We start from the raw sequence: 16,849 nt of genomic DNA on the forward strand, positions 1-16,849 counted from the left end.
CCCGTGACTACGACACGGCGACCGGGTCGTGGGTGCAGCCGGATGAGTGGCGCGGGTTGTTGGTGCGCCCGCAGTCGTTGAACCGGTTCGCGTATGTCGAGAACTCGCCGGTCGCGTTCAGTGACCACCTTGGGTATGCCTCGAAGAAGGGTGGGCTTGCGGCGGGGTTCGGCAAGACCAACGTGAAGAAGTCGACGACGAAGGGCGGGCTCGCTGCCGCATCCGCGGCGATGAACATGAATTCATTGGCGAACTCGGTCTCGAAGGTGGTGAAGTCGCTGCCCAAGGGCAAGGTCTCGAACCCGTCGGGTGAGTCGGATGACTGGACCGCAGCGAGCCACCCGCCGTGTGTTTACTCGTATGAAACCTGTGCGGGCCCCGTGCCTTTGTCGTCCCAGGGTGGGCCGTTCTCCGCAAGTCCATGGACATCGGAACAATGGGCCGCGGCCGGTTGGATCGTCGGTGGTGCGCTTCTTGTCGGGCTCGGAATCGCGTGTATTGCCGCCACAGCAGGCATCTGCGGCGCAACGATTCTCGCATCGGCAGGTGCCGTCGCTGTGACGAGCGCAGGCACGACCGCCGCCGCCGGCGCCGTCTCGATTTCCGCAGGAACGATCCTCGGCGGCGTTGCAATCGTCGGCGGGGCAGCCGCGGTGGGCGACGGCGCCCAAACGATGTTCAACGAAACGCCGAGCGGCAATGGCGCTAACGCAGGTGGATCGAGGCCTTCGTCGCCGAACCAGCTCAATCAACAAATCAATCGAGGTCAAGCTCCCTCCGGCATCCGACGAGTCGACACAGGTAAGGTGACGGGCGAGCAGCAGCACGTCCATTTCTCGAACGGAGCGGCTTTGAACGTCGACGGCACGTGGAAGCACGGTGTGGCGAACTTGACGCGTGACCAGATCGCCTGGTTGCAGCGGAACGGATGGGTGATTCCACGTGGCTAATTCGCGAGTCCTCGAATGGATTGCTCATGCGAGCGATGAGCTGAACCAGTCCCGAGGGACTTTCGTCAGTGCCCACGCTGACGAAATCTCCGGCGTGGACGTCATGTCACGAGTCGCGGTTCTCGACCTCTTTTCGCTTGTAGCGCGACATCGTCCCTCTTCGTCGCATGCGCGGCTCGCCCTTCCGTACGGGTACTCGTCCGACGTCGACACCAACTTGCCTGACCTAGCAATGCCAGCACGAGACACGTCAGACGAGCCACCGTCGATCTACTTGTTTGCGGATGGATTCTTCTCGCTCCCCAGCGATCGAGAAGAATATCGATGCCCCTACCCTCGGACACCATGGGGCGACTCGTACTCCGCCGAGTACGTTTGCTCGCGCTCCATGCGGGATCGCGCGCTCAGTTGGGAGTTTTCACGGACGGTGTGGGTGCGCCACGCCGGGAGCGGGGAGTGAAATCAACGTGCAAGTCGGTTGTGCTGGCTGGCACAGTCGGAGGCATCCGATGGTGAGACGAACGCGTACGGCTATGACGAGGCGGGTAACCGCACGTCGTGGGATGTCACGGGCGCTGAGGCGGGGGATTCTCATCTGACGGCACAGTTCAACGCCGCCGGTCAGCTCACGTCGTCGAAGACGACCGGCTCGAATGCGGGTTCTGCGTCGTACTCGTTCGATGGTGCGGGTAATCGGTCGTCTCAGACGGTGCAGCACCGAGCGTGCGCCGCTGATGGTGTCGGTGATCTCGCAGTCGCTGGCCTTCGTGGCGATGACGTACTGGACCGTCGTTTTCACCATGCAGGCGCTGGAGCTGATGCTCCCGATGGTGTTCGCACGCTGAAGCACTCGAGGCTTCTCGTCTCGTTCGCGTAACAGGTGGCGTAGCGCCGTCATGTTCGACGCAGTAGGTCGTCTTATTCATGAGGGGGTGATTCTGGTGCGACCAGAAGCAGGCATAGGTGGCGCGTCGGTAATGTCCCTGCGCACGCGTGCGGTCTGGCAGACGATCATCGCGGCGTTCGCATATCTCGGGCTCGCGGCGCTCGCGCTGGCGATCTCCGTCGGGTCGTGGACACCGTCCTTCACCGCCGCCTGGGAGCTTCTCGCACAAGAGCGCCGCGACGCCCTCGCGCGCAACATTGCTGCTCTTCCCGTGGCGTTCACCGTCGCAGTGGTGGTCTGCGTGCTGGTGCGGCTGATGATTCGCAAGACGGGCGTTCCGTGGCACCTCTCCGTCAGCGGGGCGATCGCCGCATCGTGCGGGCCAGTCACATTCTGGCTCTGGTTCGTCGTCGACGAGGTGCAGGTCGAGGGCTGGGCCCGCGCCGTGCCGATGTGGATGGTGCTGGGGAGCGCGCTGTTCGTGGGCGTTGGCCTGATCTGGATGTTCGTCCGGCGTGTGATCGCGGTCGAGGCGGTGCCGTCGGTGTCTTCTGGGGTGGAAGAAGGAGCATTGGCTGCGATGGTGAAGTCATGTGGGGTCGCTGATGCGGTGGGGAATAGGAGGTCCCTCAATGACTGAAACCCCCGAACTCCGATTCTTCGACGCGATCGTCCGCGCGGTGCACGCGAGGGGCGAGGATTGGAGCCTCCGCGTCATCGATGCCGCGGTGGCCGCCCTCGTCGACGACCTCGACAGCCCGAGCCTCCGGATTCTCGCCGGGCAGCCGGCCAACGACGAGGTCGCCACCGAGCGGCTTCTCCTCGCTACGTGCGAAGAGCTCGGCATTCCCCACCCGCCCAGACGAGAACGATGGGTGTCGCGCGTGATTGACGGGCGTCGCTGGGAGCGCATCGCAAGTGACAGCATCCGCTTCGCGATCGAGCCGTCGGAGGCGAGCAGCACGGGCGTGGAGCTGTGCATCTACATCAATGACGTCTCAGTCGCCGCCAGCCTCTCCTCCGGCCTCCACCCCGTCGACATCGACCACTTCACGGTCGAGGTCGACGAGCGGCGTGCGCTGATCTCATCGTGCCCGGGATGTGGGGATTCCGAGTGCGACTGGGTCGATATCGACATCTCGCCCGACGGCAAGGCCGTTCACTGGGATTGGGTGAGCGGCGTGCCGAACGGCGTTGACGCGGGTGTCTCCTTCCCCGTTGGCGCATACGAAAAGGAGGTCGAGCGCGTCCGGGCCGATCGCTCGTGGGAGACTCCGATGGATGCCGCACGGCGCCTGGTGTTCGGTCGGGTGGATCACGAGCTCCTCAGCGAGCGCGGGGTGAAGCTCGACTGGGTCGGTCCCGACCACGACGATCCTGCGCGGATCAGAGTGTGGCTCTCATCTCTCCTCGACCGGGACCCGGAGCATCCGTTCCAGGTCTTCCTGCGATTCCCCGGGGACGGGTCACCTGCCGAAGCCAGCGCCGCCGAGATCGTTAGAACACTGGCGCGATGCCCTGAAGAGTGGCGCGCGACCTACCTCATGAACAACTCGCGAGACGAACACCTGGCGCCGTCGATCGCAGGTCCGCTCTGGCGGCGCCGGTCGAACCCGGGTGAGCCGCCCGCTGTGGAGGCGCGCGAACTCGGGCCGATCGCCAGCGAACCCGGCTGGTCGGAATGGCTCGCCACCTACGTCTTCGACCCGCGCACGCGCGACAAGACCCTCCGCGAGATCGAGAACATCGACACTCGTGCGGATAACGCCAAGATCGTCACGCGCGGGATCGCCGCGGGGTTGATCGTGTTGCTCGGCGCGGGCGTACTCGTCGGCACGACCGTTCTGGCGGACGGCATGCACGATCCGCCCTTGTGGATGCGACTTCTGCTCCTCACGTTCGGCCTCCTCACGGTCCTCGGGCTCGGCCTCTCGATTTGGCGCATCGGCGGCGGGAGCGTTGCGCGCACGGAGGTCGCGCGGACGCGCGCGATCGAGGCGCTGGAGAACGACAGCCGACGGATGCTCCCGCGCACAGTTCTCCGCGACTTCTACGTCTCCGGTCGCGTGAGCGACAGCGATGTGTGGGACGCAGCGCAGCAGCTGCACGCGCTCGACGCCGCGTGGGCCGGCTACGCCGAGTTACGCGAGCGCCGCAACCTCACTCTGGGTCAGGAACTGGAGATACTGGAGGCCGAGGCGTCTGCCCGCATCGTGCTGGATGCTGTCGGCGAGCTGCTGAACCCCGGGTCCGCGCCGGCGGAGGAACAGTGGTGAGTGGGCGGTTCGTGCCGATCCCGAAGGACGTGAACGGGTGGTGAGTCGATGAGGCTTGAACTCGACATTCGGTTTCTCAGTCGCTCCGGAGTTGATCTCACGGTTGACGACCTGCGACTCGGGCTATCGCTTGGCATCGTGAAGCCGACGACTGTCGTCGCTCTGGCGAAGCGCGCTGATCTCGAATCGCCTGTCGACCCGGTCATCCAGGAGCTCTCGGAGCTCGATGGCAGCGCGATCGCGGATATTCGGGAGATCCTCGGTGTGGGAGAACAGGCGACGCTCGAGCCGGAGCTGTCTGTCCGAAAGTGGCTCTATCTCGAGCTGCTCGCGACGTACGAACTCAGGGAGAATCTGAAGGATCCTTTCGAGTTCGTCGAACTGATCTACGCCGACTTCGGCTACCCGGAGTCGGTGGCACCGTTCGTGAGATACATGCCGTTGGAGGAAGGCGCCCCTTCTGGCTTGGCGGCCATGACGGAGAGCTGGCGACAGTACTTGACGAGTGAAGCGGAGGCTCTCGTGCGCTCGCGTGAAGATCGGCCGGGCGACCCGTTTGAGGAGCGCTAGACCCCTACCCCTCCACCAGGCTCGTGATCGCCGGATCCCGCCGCGCGACCTCCACCGCGGTCGCGACGATCACTTTCCGCATGGCCGACACGGCGATCGCCGGCCGTACGTCCGAGCGGTGCGCGAGGCTGACCGTGCGGGTCATCATGGGGTGCGACAGGCGCATCGAGCGCAGTTCGGGTCGATCGAGCAGCACCATCGCGGGCACGACGGCGACGCCCAGGCCGCGTTCGACGAAGCGCAGCACGGCGTCCATCTCGGCGCCGGCGAGCACGGGCACGGGTTCGAGGCCCTCGCTGCGGAACGCGGCATCCGTCGTCGCGCGCAGTTCGTACGTCTCGTCGAAGACGATGAGCGGCAGGGTGGCGAGCTCGTCGAGGCCGATGGCGGATGCCGTCGACACCGGCGGCTGAGACGCCGACGACACGACGACGAGCTCTTCGGCCAGCAGCGGCATCCGCGTCAGGCTCACGCCCGCGGGCGGCGGGCCGGCCGATTCGGTGATGAGCGCCATGTCGACCGCGCCGACGGCGACCTGCTCGACCAGCGCGCGCGATCCGGCCTCGGCGAGCTGCAGCTCGACGCCGGGGTGCGCGACGTGAAAGGCCGCGAGCGCCTCGGCGACGAGGCTCATGCACAGGGTGGGCGGGGCACCCAGGCGCACGCGTCCACGACGGATGCCGGCGAGCTCGCCCATCTCCTCCTTGATCGCCTCGGCCTCGGCGAGCATGCGCTGGGCGCGGGGGAGCAGCGTCTCGCCGGCGGAGGTGAGGGCGATGTGGCCGCGCGCACGATGGAAGAGTTCGGCACCGAGTTCGCGTTCGAGCGTCGAGATCTGCCGACTGAGCGACGGCTGCGCGAGGTGCAGCGATTCGGACGCCCGCGTGAAGTGCCCGAGGCGGGCGACCTCGACGAATCCGCGCAACTGCTCGAGGTTCATGTCCATAGGCTACCAACATGGTTCGAAGAGGAACTATGCATTGGAGTTATTAGGGTGACCTAACTAGCGTCGAGAGCATGAGTACTCGCGAACGTCAGATCTCCACCACGATCCTCGTCATCGGCACCGGCGGATCCGGGCTGCGCGCGGCGATCGAGGTCGCCGAACACGGCATCGACGTCCTCGCCGTCGGCAAACGCCCCCGACAGGATGCCCACACCTCCCTCGCCGCCGGCGGCATCAACGCCGCCCTCGGCACCATGGACGCCGACGACAGCTGGCAGCAGCACGCCGCCGACACCATCAAGGAGAGCTACCTGCTCGCCAACCCCCACACCGTCGAGATCGTCACGCAGGGCGCCGAACGCGGCATCCACGACCTCGAACGCTGGGGCATGGACTTCGCCCGCGAAGACGACGGACGCATCTCGCAGCGCTTCTTCGGCGCGCACACCTTCCGCCGCACCGCCTTCTCGGGCGACTACACCGGCCTCGAGATCCAGCGCACCCTCGTGCGCAAGGCCGAGCAGCTCGAGGTCCCTATCCTCGACAACGTCTACATCACCCGCCTGCTCGTGCGCGACAACGTCGTCTTCGGCGCCTACGGCTTCGACCAGGCCGACGGCACCCGCTACCTCATCCACGCGGATGCCGTCATCCTCGCCGCCGGCGGCCACAACCGCATCTGGCGCCGCACCTCCTCGCGCCGCGACGAGAACACCGGCGACTCCTTCCGCCTCGCGGTCGACGCCGGTGCCCGCCTGCGCGACCCCGAGCTCGTGCAGTTCCACCCGTCCGGCATCATCGAGCCCGAGAACGCCGCCGGCACCCTCATCTCCGAGGCGGCGCGCGGTGAGGGCGGCATACTGCGCAACGCCCTCGGCGAGCGCTTCATGTCCAAGTACGATCCCGAGCGCATGGAGCTGTCGACCCGCGACCGCGTCGCGCTCGCTGCGTACACCGAGATCAAAGAGGGGCGCGGCACCGAGAACGGCGGCGTCTGGCTCGACGTCTCGCACCTGCCGCGCGAGACGATCATGACCCGCCTGCCCCGCGTCTACCAGACGATGATGGAGCTGCAGATGCTCGACATCACCACCGACCCGATCGAGATCGCGCCGACCGCGCACTACTCGATGGGCGGCGTGTGGGTGCGGCCCGAAGACCACCAGACCGACGTCGACGGCCTCTACGCCATCGGTGAGGCCTCGAGCGGGCTCCACGGCGCCAACCGCCTCGGCGGCAACTCGCTCATCGAACTGCTCGTCTACGGACGCATCGTCGGCCAGGCCGCGATGGAGCACGCGGCCTCCCTCGAGGCGCAGAAGAGGTCAGCGGATGCCGTCGCCGGCGCACGCGCCGAGATCGACGACCTCCTCGCCGCCGACGGACGCGAGAACGTGCGCGCCCTGCAGCGCGCGATCCGCAACACCATGACCGAGCACGCCGGCGTCGTGCGCTCGGAGGAGGGGCTGCGTCAGGGCCTCGCCGAACTCGACCTCATCGAGGGGCGTATGGAAGACATCGGCATCCACCCCGACATCGCCGGGTTCCAGGACCTCGCGCACGCCTTCGACCTCAAGGCGTCGGCGCTCGCGGCGCGGGCGACGATGGAGGCGGCGCTCGAGCGTCGCGAGACCCGCGGATGCCACAACCGCAGCGACTTCCCCGACACCGACCCGACGCTGCAGGTGAACCTCGTCTGGTCGCCGCGTGACGGCGTGACGCGCGAGGCGATCCCCGAGATCCCCGAGGAGATCGCCGAGCTCATGCGCGAGGTCGACACGGCGGGCAAGCTCGTCGAATAGGCACCCACCCTCCGTGAGGGGTCAAGACACGCCGCGTGACCGGTGAGCGGTGCGGCGTGTCTTGACCCCTCAGCGCGGGAGGACTCAGTCCTCCGTGTCGACGACCCCGATGCCGACCGCCTCATGGTCGGGTTCGGGCTCGTCGCGCTTCGGGGCCTTGGGCTCCTCGCCCGGGTCCTTCTCGGTGCTCGGCTCCTGGAGGTCTTCGGTGCTCGGCACCTCGCTCGGATCGGCGTCTTCGGGTGACTCGGCCGCATCCGGCGTGGTCACTTCGCCCTCGGCATCCGATGCCGGAGTCGGCGTGGGCGTCTGCGCCTCGGCGGAGAGGTCGTCGGTGGGTTCGGGGGTGCTGTTCGTCATGATCGCTCCCTTCGCGATGTCTGACGTTCAGGATGCCGTCGCACCTGCCCCGCTTGAAGGGGCTTGACGCGCGCTCAGAAGTGCATCTGCTGGAGCGTGCCGTACTTGATGACGATCTCCTCGACCTCGGGCTGGGCATCCGCCGGCTGCAGGCGCACGGTCTTGCCGGCGCCGTCGAGCAGCACCAGGTCGGGTCCGTTCGAGAACCGCAAGGTCGACCAGGGCGAGGTCCAGACGATCGAACTGTTCGCATCGAGGGCCGTCACGCCCGCGGCATCCATCGTCACCGCCGTCGTGCCGTGGTCGCCGCGCACGGGGAAGCGCGCGGGGAACTCGCTGTTCTCCCACTCGCGGAAGTACACCGACAGGCCGATCTTCGCCTGCGGGAATCCGGCGCGCAGGCTGCGGCCGATCCGCGAGATGTGCACGGTGCGGTCGTCGGGCTCGTCGTCGGAGGGGATCTGCAGCGAGCCGCCGATCTCGTAGGTGAGGCGGAAGAGCTCCTCCTGGCGCGTGTCGTCGAGGGCGAGGTCGCTGCTCTCGAGGAACGGCTGCGTGCCGATGCGGCCGGAGCGCACGCTGAACGTGCGGCTGGTCGCCTTCTTCTTGCGGCGCGAGCTCAGCACGCCGAAGACGACGATGCCGATCACGACGAGAACGCCGACGGCGAGGAAGATCAGGATTCCGGTGTCATCACTCACACGCCCACAGTAGTGAGTCAGCGGGTTAACGAAGGTGAACCGACATCGACGATCCGGCGTAGCCTGGAGGGGTGACAGCGTACGTCTCGGCCTTCGACCTCTTCTCCATCGGAGTGGGGCCCTCGAGCTCCCACACGGTCGGACCGATGCGGGCGGCTCTCGACTTCGCGCAGCGGCTCGCCGCCGCAGGCTCGCTCGATCGCGTCTCTCGTGTGGGGTGCACGCTCTTCGGCTCGCTGGGGGCTACCGGCATCGGCCATGGAACCCCGGATGCCGTCGTCGCAGGCCTCCGCGGACTCTCACCCGAGACCTGCGACCCCGCCGACGTGCGATCGGCCTGGAGCGACTATCCCGCGGGCGCACCCCTCGTCATCGCCGGCGCCCATGAGGTCGCTTTCGCGAAGGAGGATATCGTCTTCGCCCCGCGCACGCGCCTGCCCGGGCATCCGAACGCCATGACGCTCACGGCGTGGGCGAGCGACGGTGAGGCGGTGGTGGAGGAGACCTACTACTCCGTCGGCGGTGGGTTCATCCGTCGCGAGGGCGAGGAGGCCGCGCTCACGACCTCCGGGTTCCCCTATTCCTACGCGGATGCCGCATCACTGCTCGCGCTCTGCGACGAGCGCGGCCTCTCGATCGCCGAGGTCGCGCGCCTCAACGAGACCTCCCTGCGCAGCGAAGAAGAGGTCGCCGCGGGGCTCGACGCGATCTGGGACGCGATGGCCGGATGCGTCGACGCCGGCCTGCACTCCGACGGTGTGCTGCCTGGCATCCTCAAGGTGAAGCGACGTGCCGGGGTCATCCGCGGGCAGCTCGACGCCTCGGAGGCCGACGGCCACCGCGAACTCCCGGGCGAATGGCTCGGCGCCTTCGCGCTCGCCGTCAACGAGGAGAACGCCGCGGGCGGACGCGTCGTCACCGCCCCGACGAACGGTGCCGCCGGCATCCTTCCTGCCGTCGCGATGTACTGGTGGCGGTTCCTCGCCGACTCCGGCCTCGGGGCGGGCAACGCCGTCACCCCGTACGGCGAGCTGGTCGGCAGCGCGCTGCTGGGATTCGAATCGGATGCTCGGGCGCTCGCCGCCTCCGACGCGCTGGACGAGGAGCAGACCGCCGAGGCGAACCGCCGCCGCGGCATCCGTCGTTTCCTGCTGACCGCCACGGCTCTCGGGTCGCTCTTCAAGGCCAACGCCTCGATCTCGGGCGCTGAGGGCGGCTGCCAGGCCGAGGTCGGATCGGCCTGCGCGATGGCCGCCGGCGGACTCACCGCCGTGATGGGCGGCACCAACCGCCAGATCGAGAACGCCGCCGAGATCGCGATGGAGCACCACCTCGGGCTCACGTGCGACCCGATCGGGGGCCTCGTGCAGATCCCCTGCATCGAGCGCAACGCGATCGCCGCCTCGACCGCCGTCACCGCCGCCCGCCTCGCCCTGCGCGGCGACGGCAGCCACTACGTCTCGCTCGACGCGGTCGTCGAGACCATGCGCCAGACCGGACTCGACATGTCGACCAAGTACAAGGAGACGAGCGAGGGCGGCCTCGCGGTCAACGTCATCGAGTGCTGAGGGGTGGCTCTCTTCCGGCTTTCGAATCGCTCACTCGGTGGAACATCCGGCGTCGAAACCGCAAAGTGAGCGATTCGAAAGCGCGGCGGCCGGCTCAGCGTGCGGCGCGGTTCTTCGTGTGTCGGGTCGGGGCGGCCGCCCAGGGATCCTCGGGCCACGGATGCTTCGGATAGCGGCCGCGCATCTCGGCCCGCACCTGCGCATAGGGCCCCGACCAGAACGAGGTCAGGTCGTCGGTGACGGCGAGCGGTCGCCCGGCGGGGGAGAGCAGGTGGAAGAGCACCGGCACGCGGCCGTCGACCAACCGGGGAGTCTCGGCCCAGCCGAAGCACTCCTGCAGCTTCACGGCGACGACCGGTCGGGCATCCGGATCGTCAAGGGTCGGATACACGATGCGGACGCGAGAGCCGCTCGGCACCTCGAGCCGCTCCGGTACGAGCTCGTCGAGACGCCCGGCTTCGGGCCACGGGAGCAGGCGCCGCAGTGCCGAGGTCAGGTCGAGCCGGGCCGCGGGGGTACCGCTGGCCAGAGCGTCGAGCTCGGGTGCGAGCCAGGAATCGAGGGCCGAGAGGAGTCCGGCATCCGAGACGTCCGGCCACGGCGCGCCCAGCTCCCGGTGCAGCAGCGCCAGGCGGCTCCGCAGCTCGACGGCGGATGCCGACCAGGCGAACATGCTCAGCCCGTCGCGCTGCAGCGTGCGGCGCACGGCATCCTGCCCCTCGTCGGCAGACGCGCGCACGGGAGCCGAAGAGCGCAGGATGGCGCCCACCCGGCGCTCGCGACGCGCCTGGATGCGACCGCCGACGAACTCCGCCTCGACGCGGTCGGTGAGCAGGTGGCTCGCCGCCTGCTCCATCTGCTCCTCGGTGAGCATCGCAGCCGATCGCACGACCGCCCCCGAACCGGCCGCCGCGCGCCCGGACGCCCGCGTGACGTCGGCGATGGCCAGCCACTCGACGGCCGCGAGCGAGCCGCTCACTCCCGCGCGGGTGCCGGAGGCCAGCAGGAACGTCGCCCCGTTCGCCGTGCGGTCGACGCGGCGGGCGATCCGCTCGGGGAACGCCAGGGCGATCACCAGGCCGACACCGTCGAGATCGGAGCGCACACCCGCTGCCGAGGTCGTCAGGCGCTCGAGGCGATCCGCGTCGCTGCGCCACCGGCGGGCCTCCGGTGTTCGGCCGCCCCGCAGGGCGATGAGCGCCTGCGCGACGTCGGAGTCCGCCGTGCGCACGTCGCCGCCCAGCAGCGCGACGACCTCGGCGGCGAGGCGAGAGCCCACGACCGGGCTGCCGTCACGCAGAGCGCGGGCGAGCCGCGGATCGGTCGGGATGCGTGCCAGGGCTCGGCCCTCCGGCGTCGCGCGACCGTCGTCGTCGATCGCGCCCAGGCCGTGCAGCACCGTGAGGGCGTCGGCGAGGCTCTCGGAGGGGAGCGGGTCGATCAGTCGCAGACCCTTGCCTTCCGGTGCGCCCCAGCAGGCGAGCAGCAGAGCGGCATCGGCGAGATCGGTCGAGGCGATCTCGGGAGTCGGACGCGCAGGCGCCGTGGCATAGGTGCGTTCGTCGACGCAGCGCACGACCGTCCCCGCTCCCTGGCGGGTCGCGCGGCCGGCGCGTTGCACGCTCGACGAACGGGAGGCCACGGTGGTGACGAGGCCCGTCATCCCGCGCCCGGCGTCGCGCTGCGGAGTGCGGGCCAGGCAGGCGTCGACCACCAGTCGCACGCCCGGCACGGTCAGCGAGGACTCCGCGAGTGATGTCGTGACGATGATGCGGGGTTCTTCGGCAGGGCGGCGGCCGCGGATCACGGCATCCTGTTCGGCCGCCGGCATCCGACCGTGCAGCTCCCGCACGTCGAACACGTCGGTCGTGTCGCGGATGCGGCGAGCGATCTCCGACACCTCACGCGCGCCCGGTGCGAAGACCAGCGCGTCGGCAGCGGGATCGTCGCGGTGCAGATCGAGAGCAGCGGATGCCGCGGTGCGCGCGACGTGATCGAGGAACGCCCAGGTCACCCCGCGTTCGTCGAGGCGCGGAGCGGGGCTCGACGCCCACCGTTCGGTGAGCGGGTAGGCGGGAACCCGGTGGTCGACGATCGGCGCGGGCTCGTCGTCGGTGCCGATCACGGCGGCGATGCGCTCGGCATCCAGTGTTGCCGACATGGCGATGAGTACGAGGTCGTCGCGCAGCTCGCGCACCTCCGAGAGCAGGCCGATCAGCAGGTCGGTCTCGAGCGCGCGCTCGTGGACCTCGTCGATGATCACGGCATCCACACCCGTGAGATCCGGGTCGTCGAGCAGGCGGCGCAGCAGCACCCCGGCCGTGACGAACTCGACCTGTGTCTCCCGGGAGACGGCGCGCTCGCCGCGGACGGTGAACCCGACGCGCGTGCCGAGCGGCGATCCGTCGAGCTGAGCGAGCCGGCGAGCGGCGGCCCGGGCTGCCACGCGGCGCGGCTGGGTAACGATCACGCGGCCCGACGATCGCGTTGCGAGCAGCGGCGGCACGAGCGTGGTCTTGCCCGTGCCGGGAGGGGCGCTCACGACCACCGACGCACTCGTGTCGAGCGCCGCCTGGAGCTCGTCGATCGCGGAGGCGAACGAGAGCCCCGCGCCGATCGCGGCGAGGTCGAAGGCGGCGGCGGGGGTCATGGTTCCAGTCTGCCTGTGTCGAGAAGGGCGAGTAGACGTGGTGCGGGTCGCGGCGGGCGTACTTATCTCAGGAAAACCGGCCGGAATCGGCCTGGACCGGGGTGGAAACAGACTGCGCGGCCCAGTTCTTCCTGAGTTGGGTACGGCGGAAACGTCGGATGCCGCGACCGAATCGGCCGCGGCATCCGCTGTGTCCTGCTGGTGACTACTCCGCGTCGTCGGCGGGCGGCGGGGGAGTCGTCGGGTTCGGCACGCGCTGCGTCGGTGCGGCGGCAGGAGCGGCGGCGGATGCTTCGGCCACTCCTGCTCCGAATCCGCGGCCCACGGCCTGGCCCTGGATGATGCCTGCGAGGTCGAGACCGGTCGCCGAGTGCACACTGTCGAACACCGAGCGCAGCGCCTTCGCGCTGTCGGCGCCGACGACGTGTGAGGCGCCGTCCTCGCCGGAGCCGCCGATGATCGATACGTTGCCGATCGCCGAGTAGCCCTTGGCGAACTCGGCCATGATCGACGGCAGCACCTCGAGCACGCGCTGCGAGAGGAAGGCGTCCTGGTTGGAGGCGATGGCCTTGGCCTCTGCCTCGACGGCCGCGGCACGGGCTTCACCCTCGGCGCGGATCGCGTCGGCCTCGGCGATGGCGCGCAGGCGACGGGCTTCGGCCTCGGCCTCCGCCTTGGAGCGCAGCGCTTCGGCCTCACCGTTCGCGCTGGCGACCGCGGCTGCGGCCTCACCGTCGGCACGGGCCTTGTCGGCCTGCGCCTGCTGCTCGGCGATGCGGGTGCGGGCCTCGGCCTGCTTGACCTGCTCGATCGCGGCTGCCTCGGCGGCGCGCTCACGCGTGTAGAGCTCTGCCTGGGCGCGGGTCTCGGCCTCGTACCGCTGCGCATCGGCGACGCGCTTGACGTCGGCGTCGAGCTGCGCCTGCTTGTTCTCGGCCTGCTGCTGCAGAACGGCTTGCTGCGCCTGCTCGCGGGCGAGGTTCTCGGCCTGCTCGGCCTCGGCGCGCGCCCGACCGATGCCGGCGTTCGCGTTGGCGGTGTTGGTGTCGAGGGCGGTCTGCTCGACCAGGTTCGCTTCCTGGTTGGCGATGAACTTCTGGTTGATCGCACGGTCGGCGTTCGTCTGCGAGATCTCGGCCGACTGGCGCTTCGCCTGGATCTCAGGAGCACCCAGCGACTGGATGTAGCCGACCTTGTCGGTGATGCCCTTGATCTGGAACGAGTCGAGGATCAGGCCCTGCTCGGCGAGCTCCTGCGAGACGTCAGCGGCGATCTGGTCGGAGAATTTCTTGCGCTCGCGCATGAGCTCGACGACCGAGAGCGTGGCCACGATGCCGCGCAGGGCACCTTCGAGCTGCTCGGTGGTGAACTGCTCGATGGCCTTGTCCTGCGAGGCGAAACGCTCGGCGGCGCGGCGCACGAGGATGGGGTCGGAGCCGATCTTGACGATCGCGACGCCGTCGACGTTGAGCGTGACGCTGTCGAGCGACTGCGCCTCGGCGTTCAGCGACACCTGGCGCGAGCGCAGAGAGATGATCTCGTGGCGCTGCGTGATCGGGTTGACGAGCGACTTGCCGTTCACGATGACCGTGACCGGCGACTCCGACATCTCGGGGCGGCTGGTGCCGTCGGCGCCGACGACGGCGCGTTGCACCTTCTGCTTGCGTCCCGAGATGACCAGTGCCTCATCGGCGCGGGCGACCTTGATCCAGCTGCGTGCGAACAGCAGCAGGATGAGCAGGACGACGACGACGATGACGACGGCGATGCCGACGATGACGAGGATGCCGACGATTCCGGCGAGCTCCATGGGTGACCTCCCTGATCCCCCGAAGGGGAAGTCTGCGTTCCCGCGGCGTGCGGGACTCAGCTCCCACCCTGCCAGATCACAGGAACGGATGCCGAGGGGAGAACTCCCCGTGTCAGGAGCGGCGCAGTTTGTCGGAGAGTGCGCGGAGCGTGCGCAGTTCGTCGTCGTCGAGGGCCGACATGCGTTCGGCGATGGATCGCCCATGCACGGTGGCGACTGCGCGGAACGCGCGCGCACCGGCATCCGTCGCGGTGATGAGCGATCCGCGACCGTCGTCGGGGTCGGCGCACTTGGTGACGAGGCCGTTCGTGACCATGCGATCGACGAGGCGCGAGACGCTCGGCTGACTGATCAGCATGTTGGCCGTGATGTCGCGCAGACGGGCGGTCATGTCGGGGGAGCGGGTCACCGTGAGCATGACGTCGTACTCGGCCTGACTGATGTCGGTGCCGTCGAAGTCGGCGAGCATGTCGTGGAAGACCTCGTGCTGCGCGCGGAACAGGCTCTCCCAGGCGGCGAGGGCGAGCTTGCGATCGGTCATCCCTACAGGATACCGGCCCTGGGGGCAGCAGTAAGGGCCGATCGGAGAGGCTCCCGACCGGCCCTTGTCCCTTGCACCAAGAGTGTCCTGCAATCACATTCGGTGAGTGCCACAGCAAACATTCACCGTGTGATCACTGTATAACGGCGAGATAACGAATGCAACGGTTTGATTACGGAAAGTCGGTGGAGAATTGTCCTGTCTCGCCGGATCTGCCGAAATCTCACCTACCTGCAGATCGTCTCACCGGAGTTGCAGATTCTCATCGGAGTTGTCGCTAAGCGGCGGGTGTCGGTGCCGCGCCCGACAGCGGAGTAGCTTTCACGTCAAGTTGGCACCCACGCCACGGAAGACCTCCGCGGACACCGTTCGGACACCGGCGTCCGAACGGTGTCCGCGATGACGCTGACGGACTTGGGGGAACAAACGCGAGGGCGGGATGCCGAGACCACTCAGCCATGGGTTTGTCTCTAGCTCCCGCCCTCGCGGGTCGTGAGTCGTCCGGGGACGAAGGTTGGGTTCTCTCTCCCGGTCCTAGCTGCCAGCGGCACCGCGGTGTCTACAGACAGCCGCGCAGCCCGTCTGCCGGCCGCGCCGTCTCGCGAGCTTGTGGCTGCGGATCATCGGTTCGATGCCGCAGCGGACGCGTCGGCGCTGGTCAGCTGATGCCCCGCCCGTAGGAGCGCTACGACGTCGACAGCGGTGAGTGCCATCGCGAGTGCCCCATCAACGACCGCGGCGTCGGCTGCATGGCCGATCGCGTCACCGGCGAACTCAGGTGTGTGCGGAGCAGAGGAGCATCCCTCGATCGCGATGAGCGGATGGATGGATGGAACGACGTGCGACACATTGCCCATGTCGGTCGACCCTCCCGGCGACGCCGCGTAGGGGTGCGGCGTGCGCCCGAGCGAGGCGATATTGCGGTCCCAGGCCTCGGCCAGCACCGGGTTCTGCACCAGTTCGGCATAGGTGGGTTCGGCAGGCTCCCACGCCCATGAGCACCCAGTCGCGGTCGCCCCACCCTCGAAACAGGCAAGGATCCTGCGCTGCGTGCTCTCGAGCGCGTCGAGTGTGTCCGCGCGCACCTCGGCTCGCACTCGCGTCGACAACGGGATGATGTTCGTTGCCTCACCGCCGTGGTCAATGAAAGCATTAGCACGGACTCCGTCGGGGAGGTGCTGGCGGAGAAGGCCCAGCGCGACGAGTCCGATTGTCGCTGCATTCGCCGCGTTCACCCCATCGGGGCTCGGCCCCCCCGCATGACCGGCCTGCCCCCGGAAGGACACGTCGAATCGGGCCACCGCCTGCGTGCGCAAGTCGGCACAGCGCAGATCGTCGCCGGGCCCACCGTGCACCATAAGGGAGAAGTCGACGTCATCCCACGCACCAGCCTCCAGCATGAGGATCTTTCCCCCGCCGTGCTCCTCTGCCGGCGTTCCGAGCAGCTTCACGCGGATGCCGAGGTCGTCAGCGACCTCGGCCAGCGCGATGGCCGCACCGACGCCGGCGGCGGCGATGATGTTGTGACCACAGGCGTGGCCCATGCCGGGGAGCGCGTCGTACTCTGCGCAGATCGCGACGGTGATATCTCCCTGTCCGATCGTGGCCTCTACGGCGGTGTCGAGACCGAACGCGCCCTCCCAAACCTCGAACCCGGCTGCACGCATCGTCTCAGCCACCCACGAGGCCGCCCGGTGTTCAGCGAAAGCGAGCTCCGGATGCGTATGGATCTGCGCACTCAGCGCCAGGACGTCTGCTTCCCAACTCGTGCGGGAGGCGATCACCGCCC

The 16,849-nt window shown here is 68.5% G+C and carries 13 protein-coding genes; 6 read left to right on the top strand and 7 right to left on the bottom strand.

Annotated elements, in window-relative coordinates; all coding sequences use genetic code 11:
• The 4 genes from ACTJKK_RS14390 to ACTJKK_RS14405 all read left to right on the top strand — a co-directional run.
• The coding region (locus tag ACTJKK_RS14390; RefSeq protein ID WP_440748493.1) for a hypothetical protein at positions 1–950 on the top strand (950 nt) is incomplete at its 5' end.
• A gap of 977 nt (positions 951–1,927) precedes the next feature.
• The gene (locus ACTJKK_RS14395; RefSeq protein WP_440748494.1) at positions 1,928–2,476 is read left to right on the top strand and encodes a hypothetical protein; all 549 of its coding nucleotides are present in this window, start codon (positions 1,928–1,930) and stop codon (positions 2,474–2,476) included.
• Positions 2,469–4,112, top strand: a complete 1,644-nt coding sequence (locus tag ACTJKK_RS14400; protein ID WP_440748495.1) for a hypothetical protein — start codon at positions 2,469–2,471, stop codon at positions 4,110–4,112. Before ACTJKK_RS14395 ends, ACTJKK_RS14400 begins: the two co-directional genes overlap by 8 nt.
• A gap of 48 nt (positions 4,113–4,160) precedes the next feature.
• A complete protein-coding gene (locus ACTJKK_RS14405) occupies positions 4,161–4,682 on the top strand; it encodes a DUF2247 family protein (RefSeq protein ID WP_440748496.1) in 522 nt (173 codons plus the stop codon).
• 4 nt (positions 4,683–4,686) lie between these two features.
• Here the strand turns inward: ACTJKK_RS14405 and ACTJKK_RS14410 are convergent, their stop codons facing one another.
• Entirely contained in the window at positions 4,687–5,622 is a 936-nt protein-coding gene (locus ACTJKK_RS14410) for a LysR family transcriptional regulator (RefSeq protein WP_247955607.1), read from the bottom strand.
• Between the two features lie 77 nt (positions 5,623–5,699).
• Here ACTJKK_RS14410 and ACTJKK_RS14415 point away from each other — a divergent pair, with 77 nt between their 5' ends.
• Positions 5,700–7,430, top strand: a complete 1,731-nt coding sequence (locus ACTJKK_RS14415) for an L-aspartate oxidase (RefSeq protein WP_440748497.1) — start codon at positions 5,700–5,702, stop codon at positions 7,428–7,430.
• Positions 7,431–7,514: 84 nt separating this feature from the next.
• Here ACTJKK_RS14415 and ACTJKK_RS14420 read toward each other — a convergent pair whose 3' ends face one another.
• Together ACTJKK_RS14420 and ACTJKK_RS14425 are read right to left on the bottom strand one after the other, a co-directional pair.
• Entirely contained in the window at positions 7,515–7,790 is a 276-nt protein-coding gene (locus ACTJKK_RS14420; RefSeq protein WP_247955609.1) for a hypothetical protein, read from the bottom strand.
• A gap of 74 nt (positions 7,791–7,864) precedes the next feature.
• Positions 7,865–8,491: a hypothetical protein gene (locus tag ACTJKK_RS14425; protein ID WP_440748498.1), complete on the bottom strand. Its 627-nt coding sequence runs from the start codon at positions 8,489–8,491 to the stop codon at positions 7,865–7,867.
• A gap of 71 nt (positions 8,492–8,562) precedes the next feature.
• On the opposite strand from ACTJKK_RS14425, the gene ACTJKK_RS14430 reads away from it, so the two are divergent.
• The gene (locus ACTJKK_RS14430) at positions 8,563–10,059 is read left to right on the top strand and encodes an L-serine ammonia-lyase, iron-sulfur-dependent, subunit alpha (protein ID WP_440748499.1); all 1,497 of its coding nucleotides are present in this window, start codon (positions 8,563–8,565) and stop codon (positions 10,057–10,059) included.
• 94 nt (positions 10,060–10,153) lie between these two features.
• On the opposite strand, the gene hrpB is transcribed toward ACTJKK_RS14430, so the two are convergent.
• From hrpB to ACTJKK_RS14450, 4 genes are all read right to left on the bottom strand, one after another.
• On the bottom strand, positions 10,154–12,709 hold the full coding sequence (gene hrpB / locus ACTJKK_RS14435) for an ATP-dependent helicase HrpB (protein WP_440748500.1): 2,556 nt from the start codon (positions 12,707–12,709) through the stop codon (positions 10,154–10,156).
• A gap of 205 nt (positions 12,710–12,914) precedes the next feature.
• Entirely contained in the window at positions 12,915–14,519 is a 1,605-nt protein-coding gene (locus ACTJKK_RS14440; RefSeq protein ID WP_440748501.1) for an SPFH domain-containing protein, read from the bottom strand.
• Between the two features lie 112 nt (positions 14,520–14,631).
• The gene (locus tag ACTJKK_RS14445) at positions 14,632–15,060 is read right to left on the bottom strand and encodes a MarR family winged helix-turn-helix transcriptional regulator (protein WP_247623366.1); all 429 of its coding nucleotides are present in this window, start codon (positions 15,058–15,060) and stop codon (positions 14,632–14,634) included.
• Positions 15,061–15,680: 620 nt separating this feature from the next.
• Positions 15,681–16,844 carry an amidohydrolase gene (locus tag ACTJKK_RS14450; RefSeq protein WP_247955613.1) on the bottom strand — a complete coding sequence of 388 codons (1,164 nt, stop codon included), beginning with the start codon at positions 16,842–16,844 and terminating at the stop codon, positions 15,681–15,683.
• Positions 16,845–16,849: the final 5 nt, after the last annotated feature.

It is taken from the genome of Microbacterium sp. 22179 (genome assembly GCF_052045715.1).
GTDB classification, from domain to species: domain Bacteria; phylum Actinomycetota; class Actinomycetes; order Actinomycetales; family Microbacteriaceae; genus Microbacterium; species Microbacterium galbinum.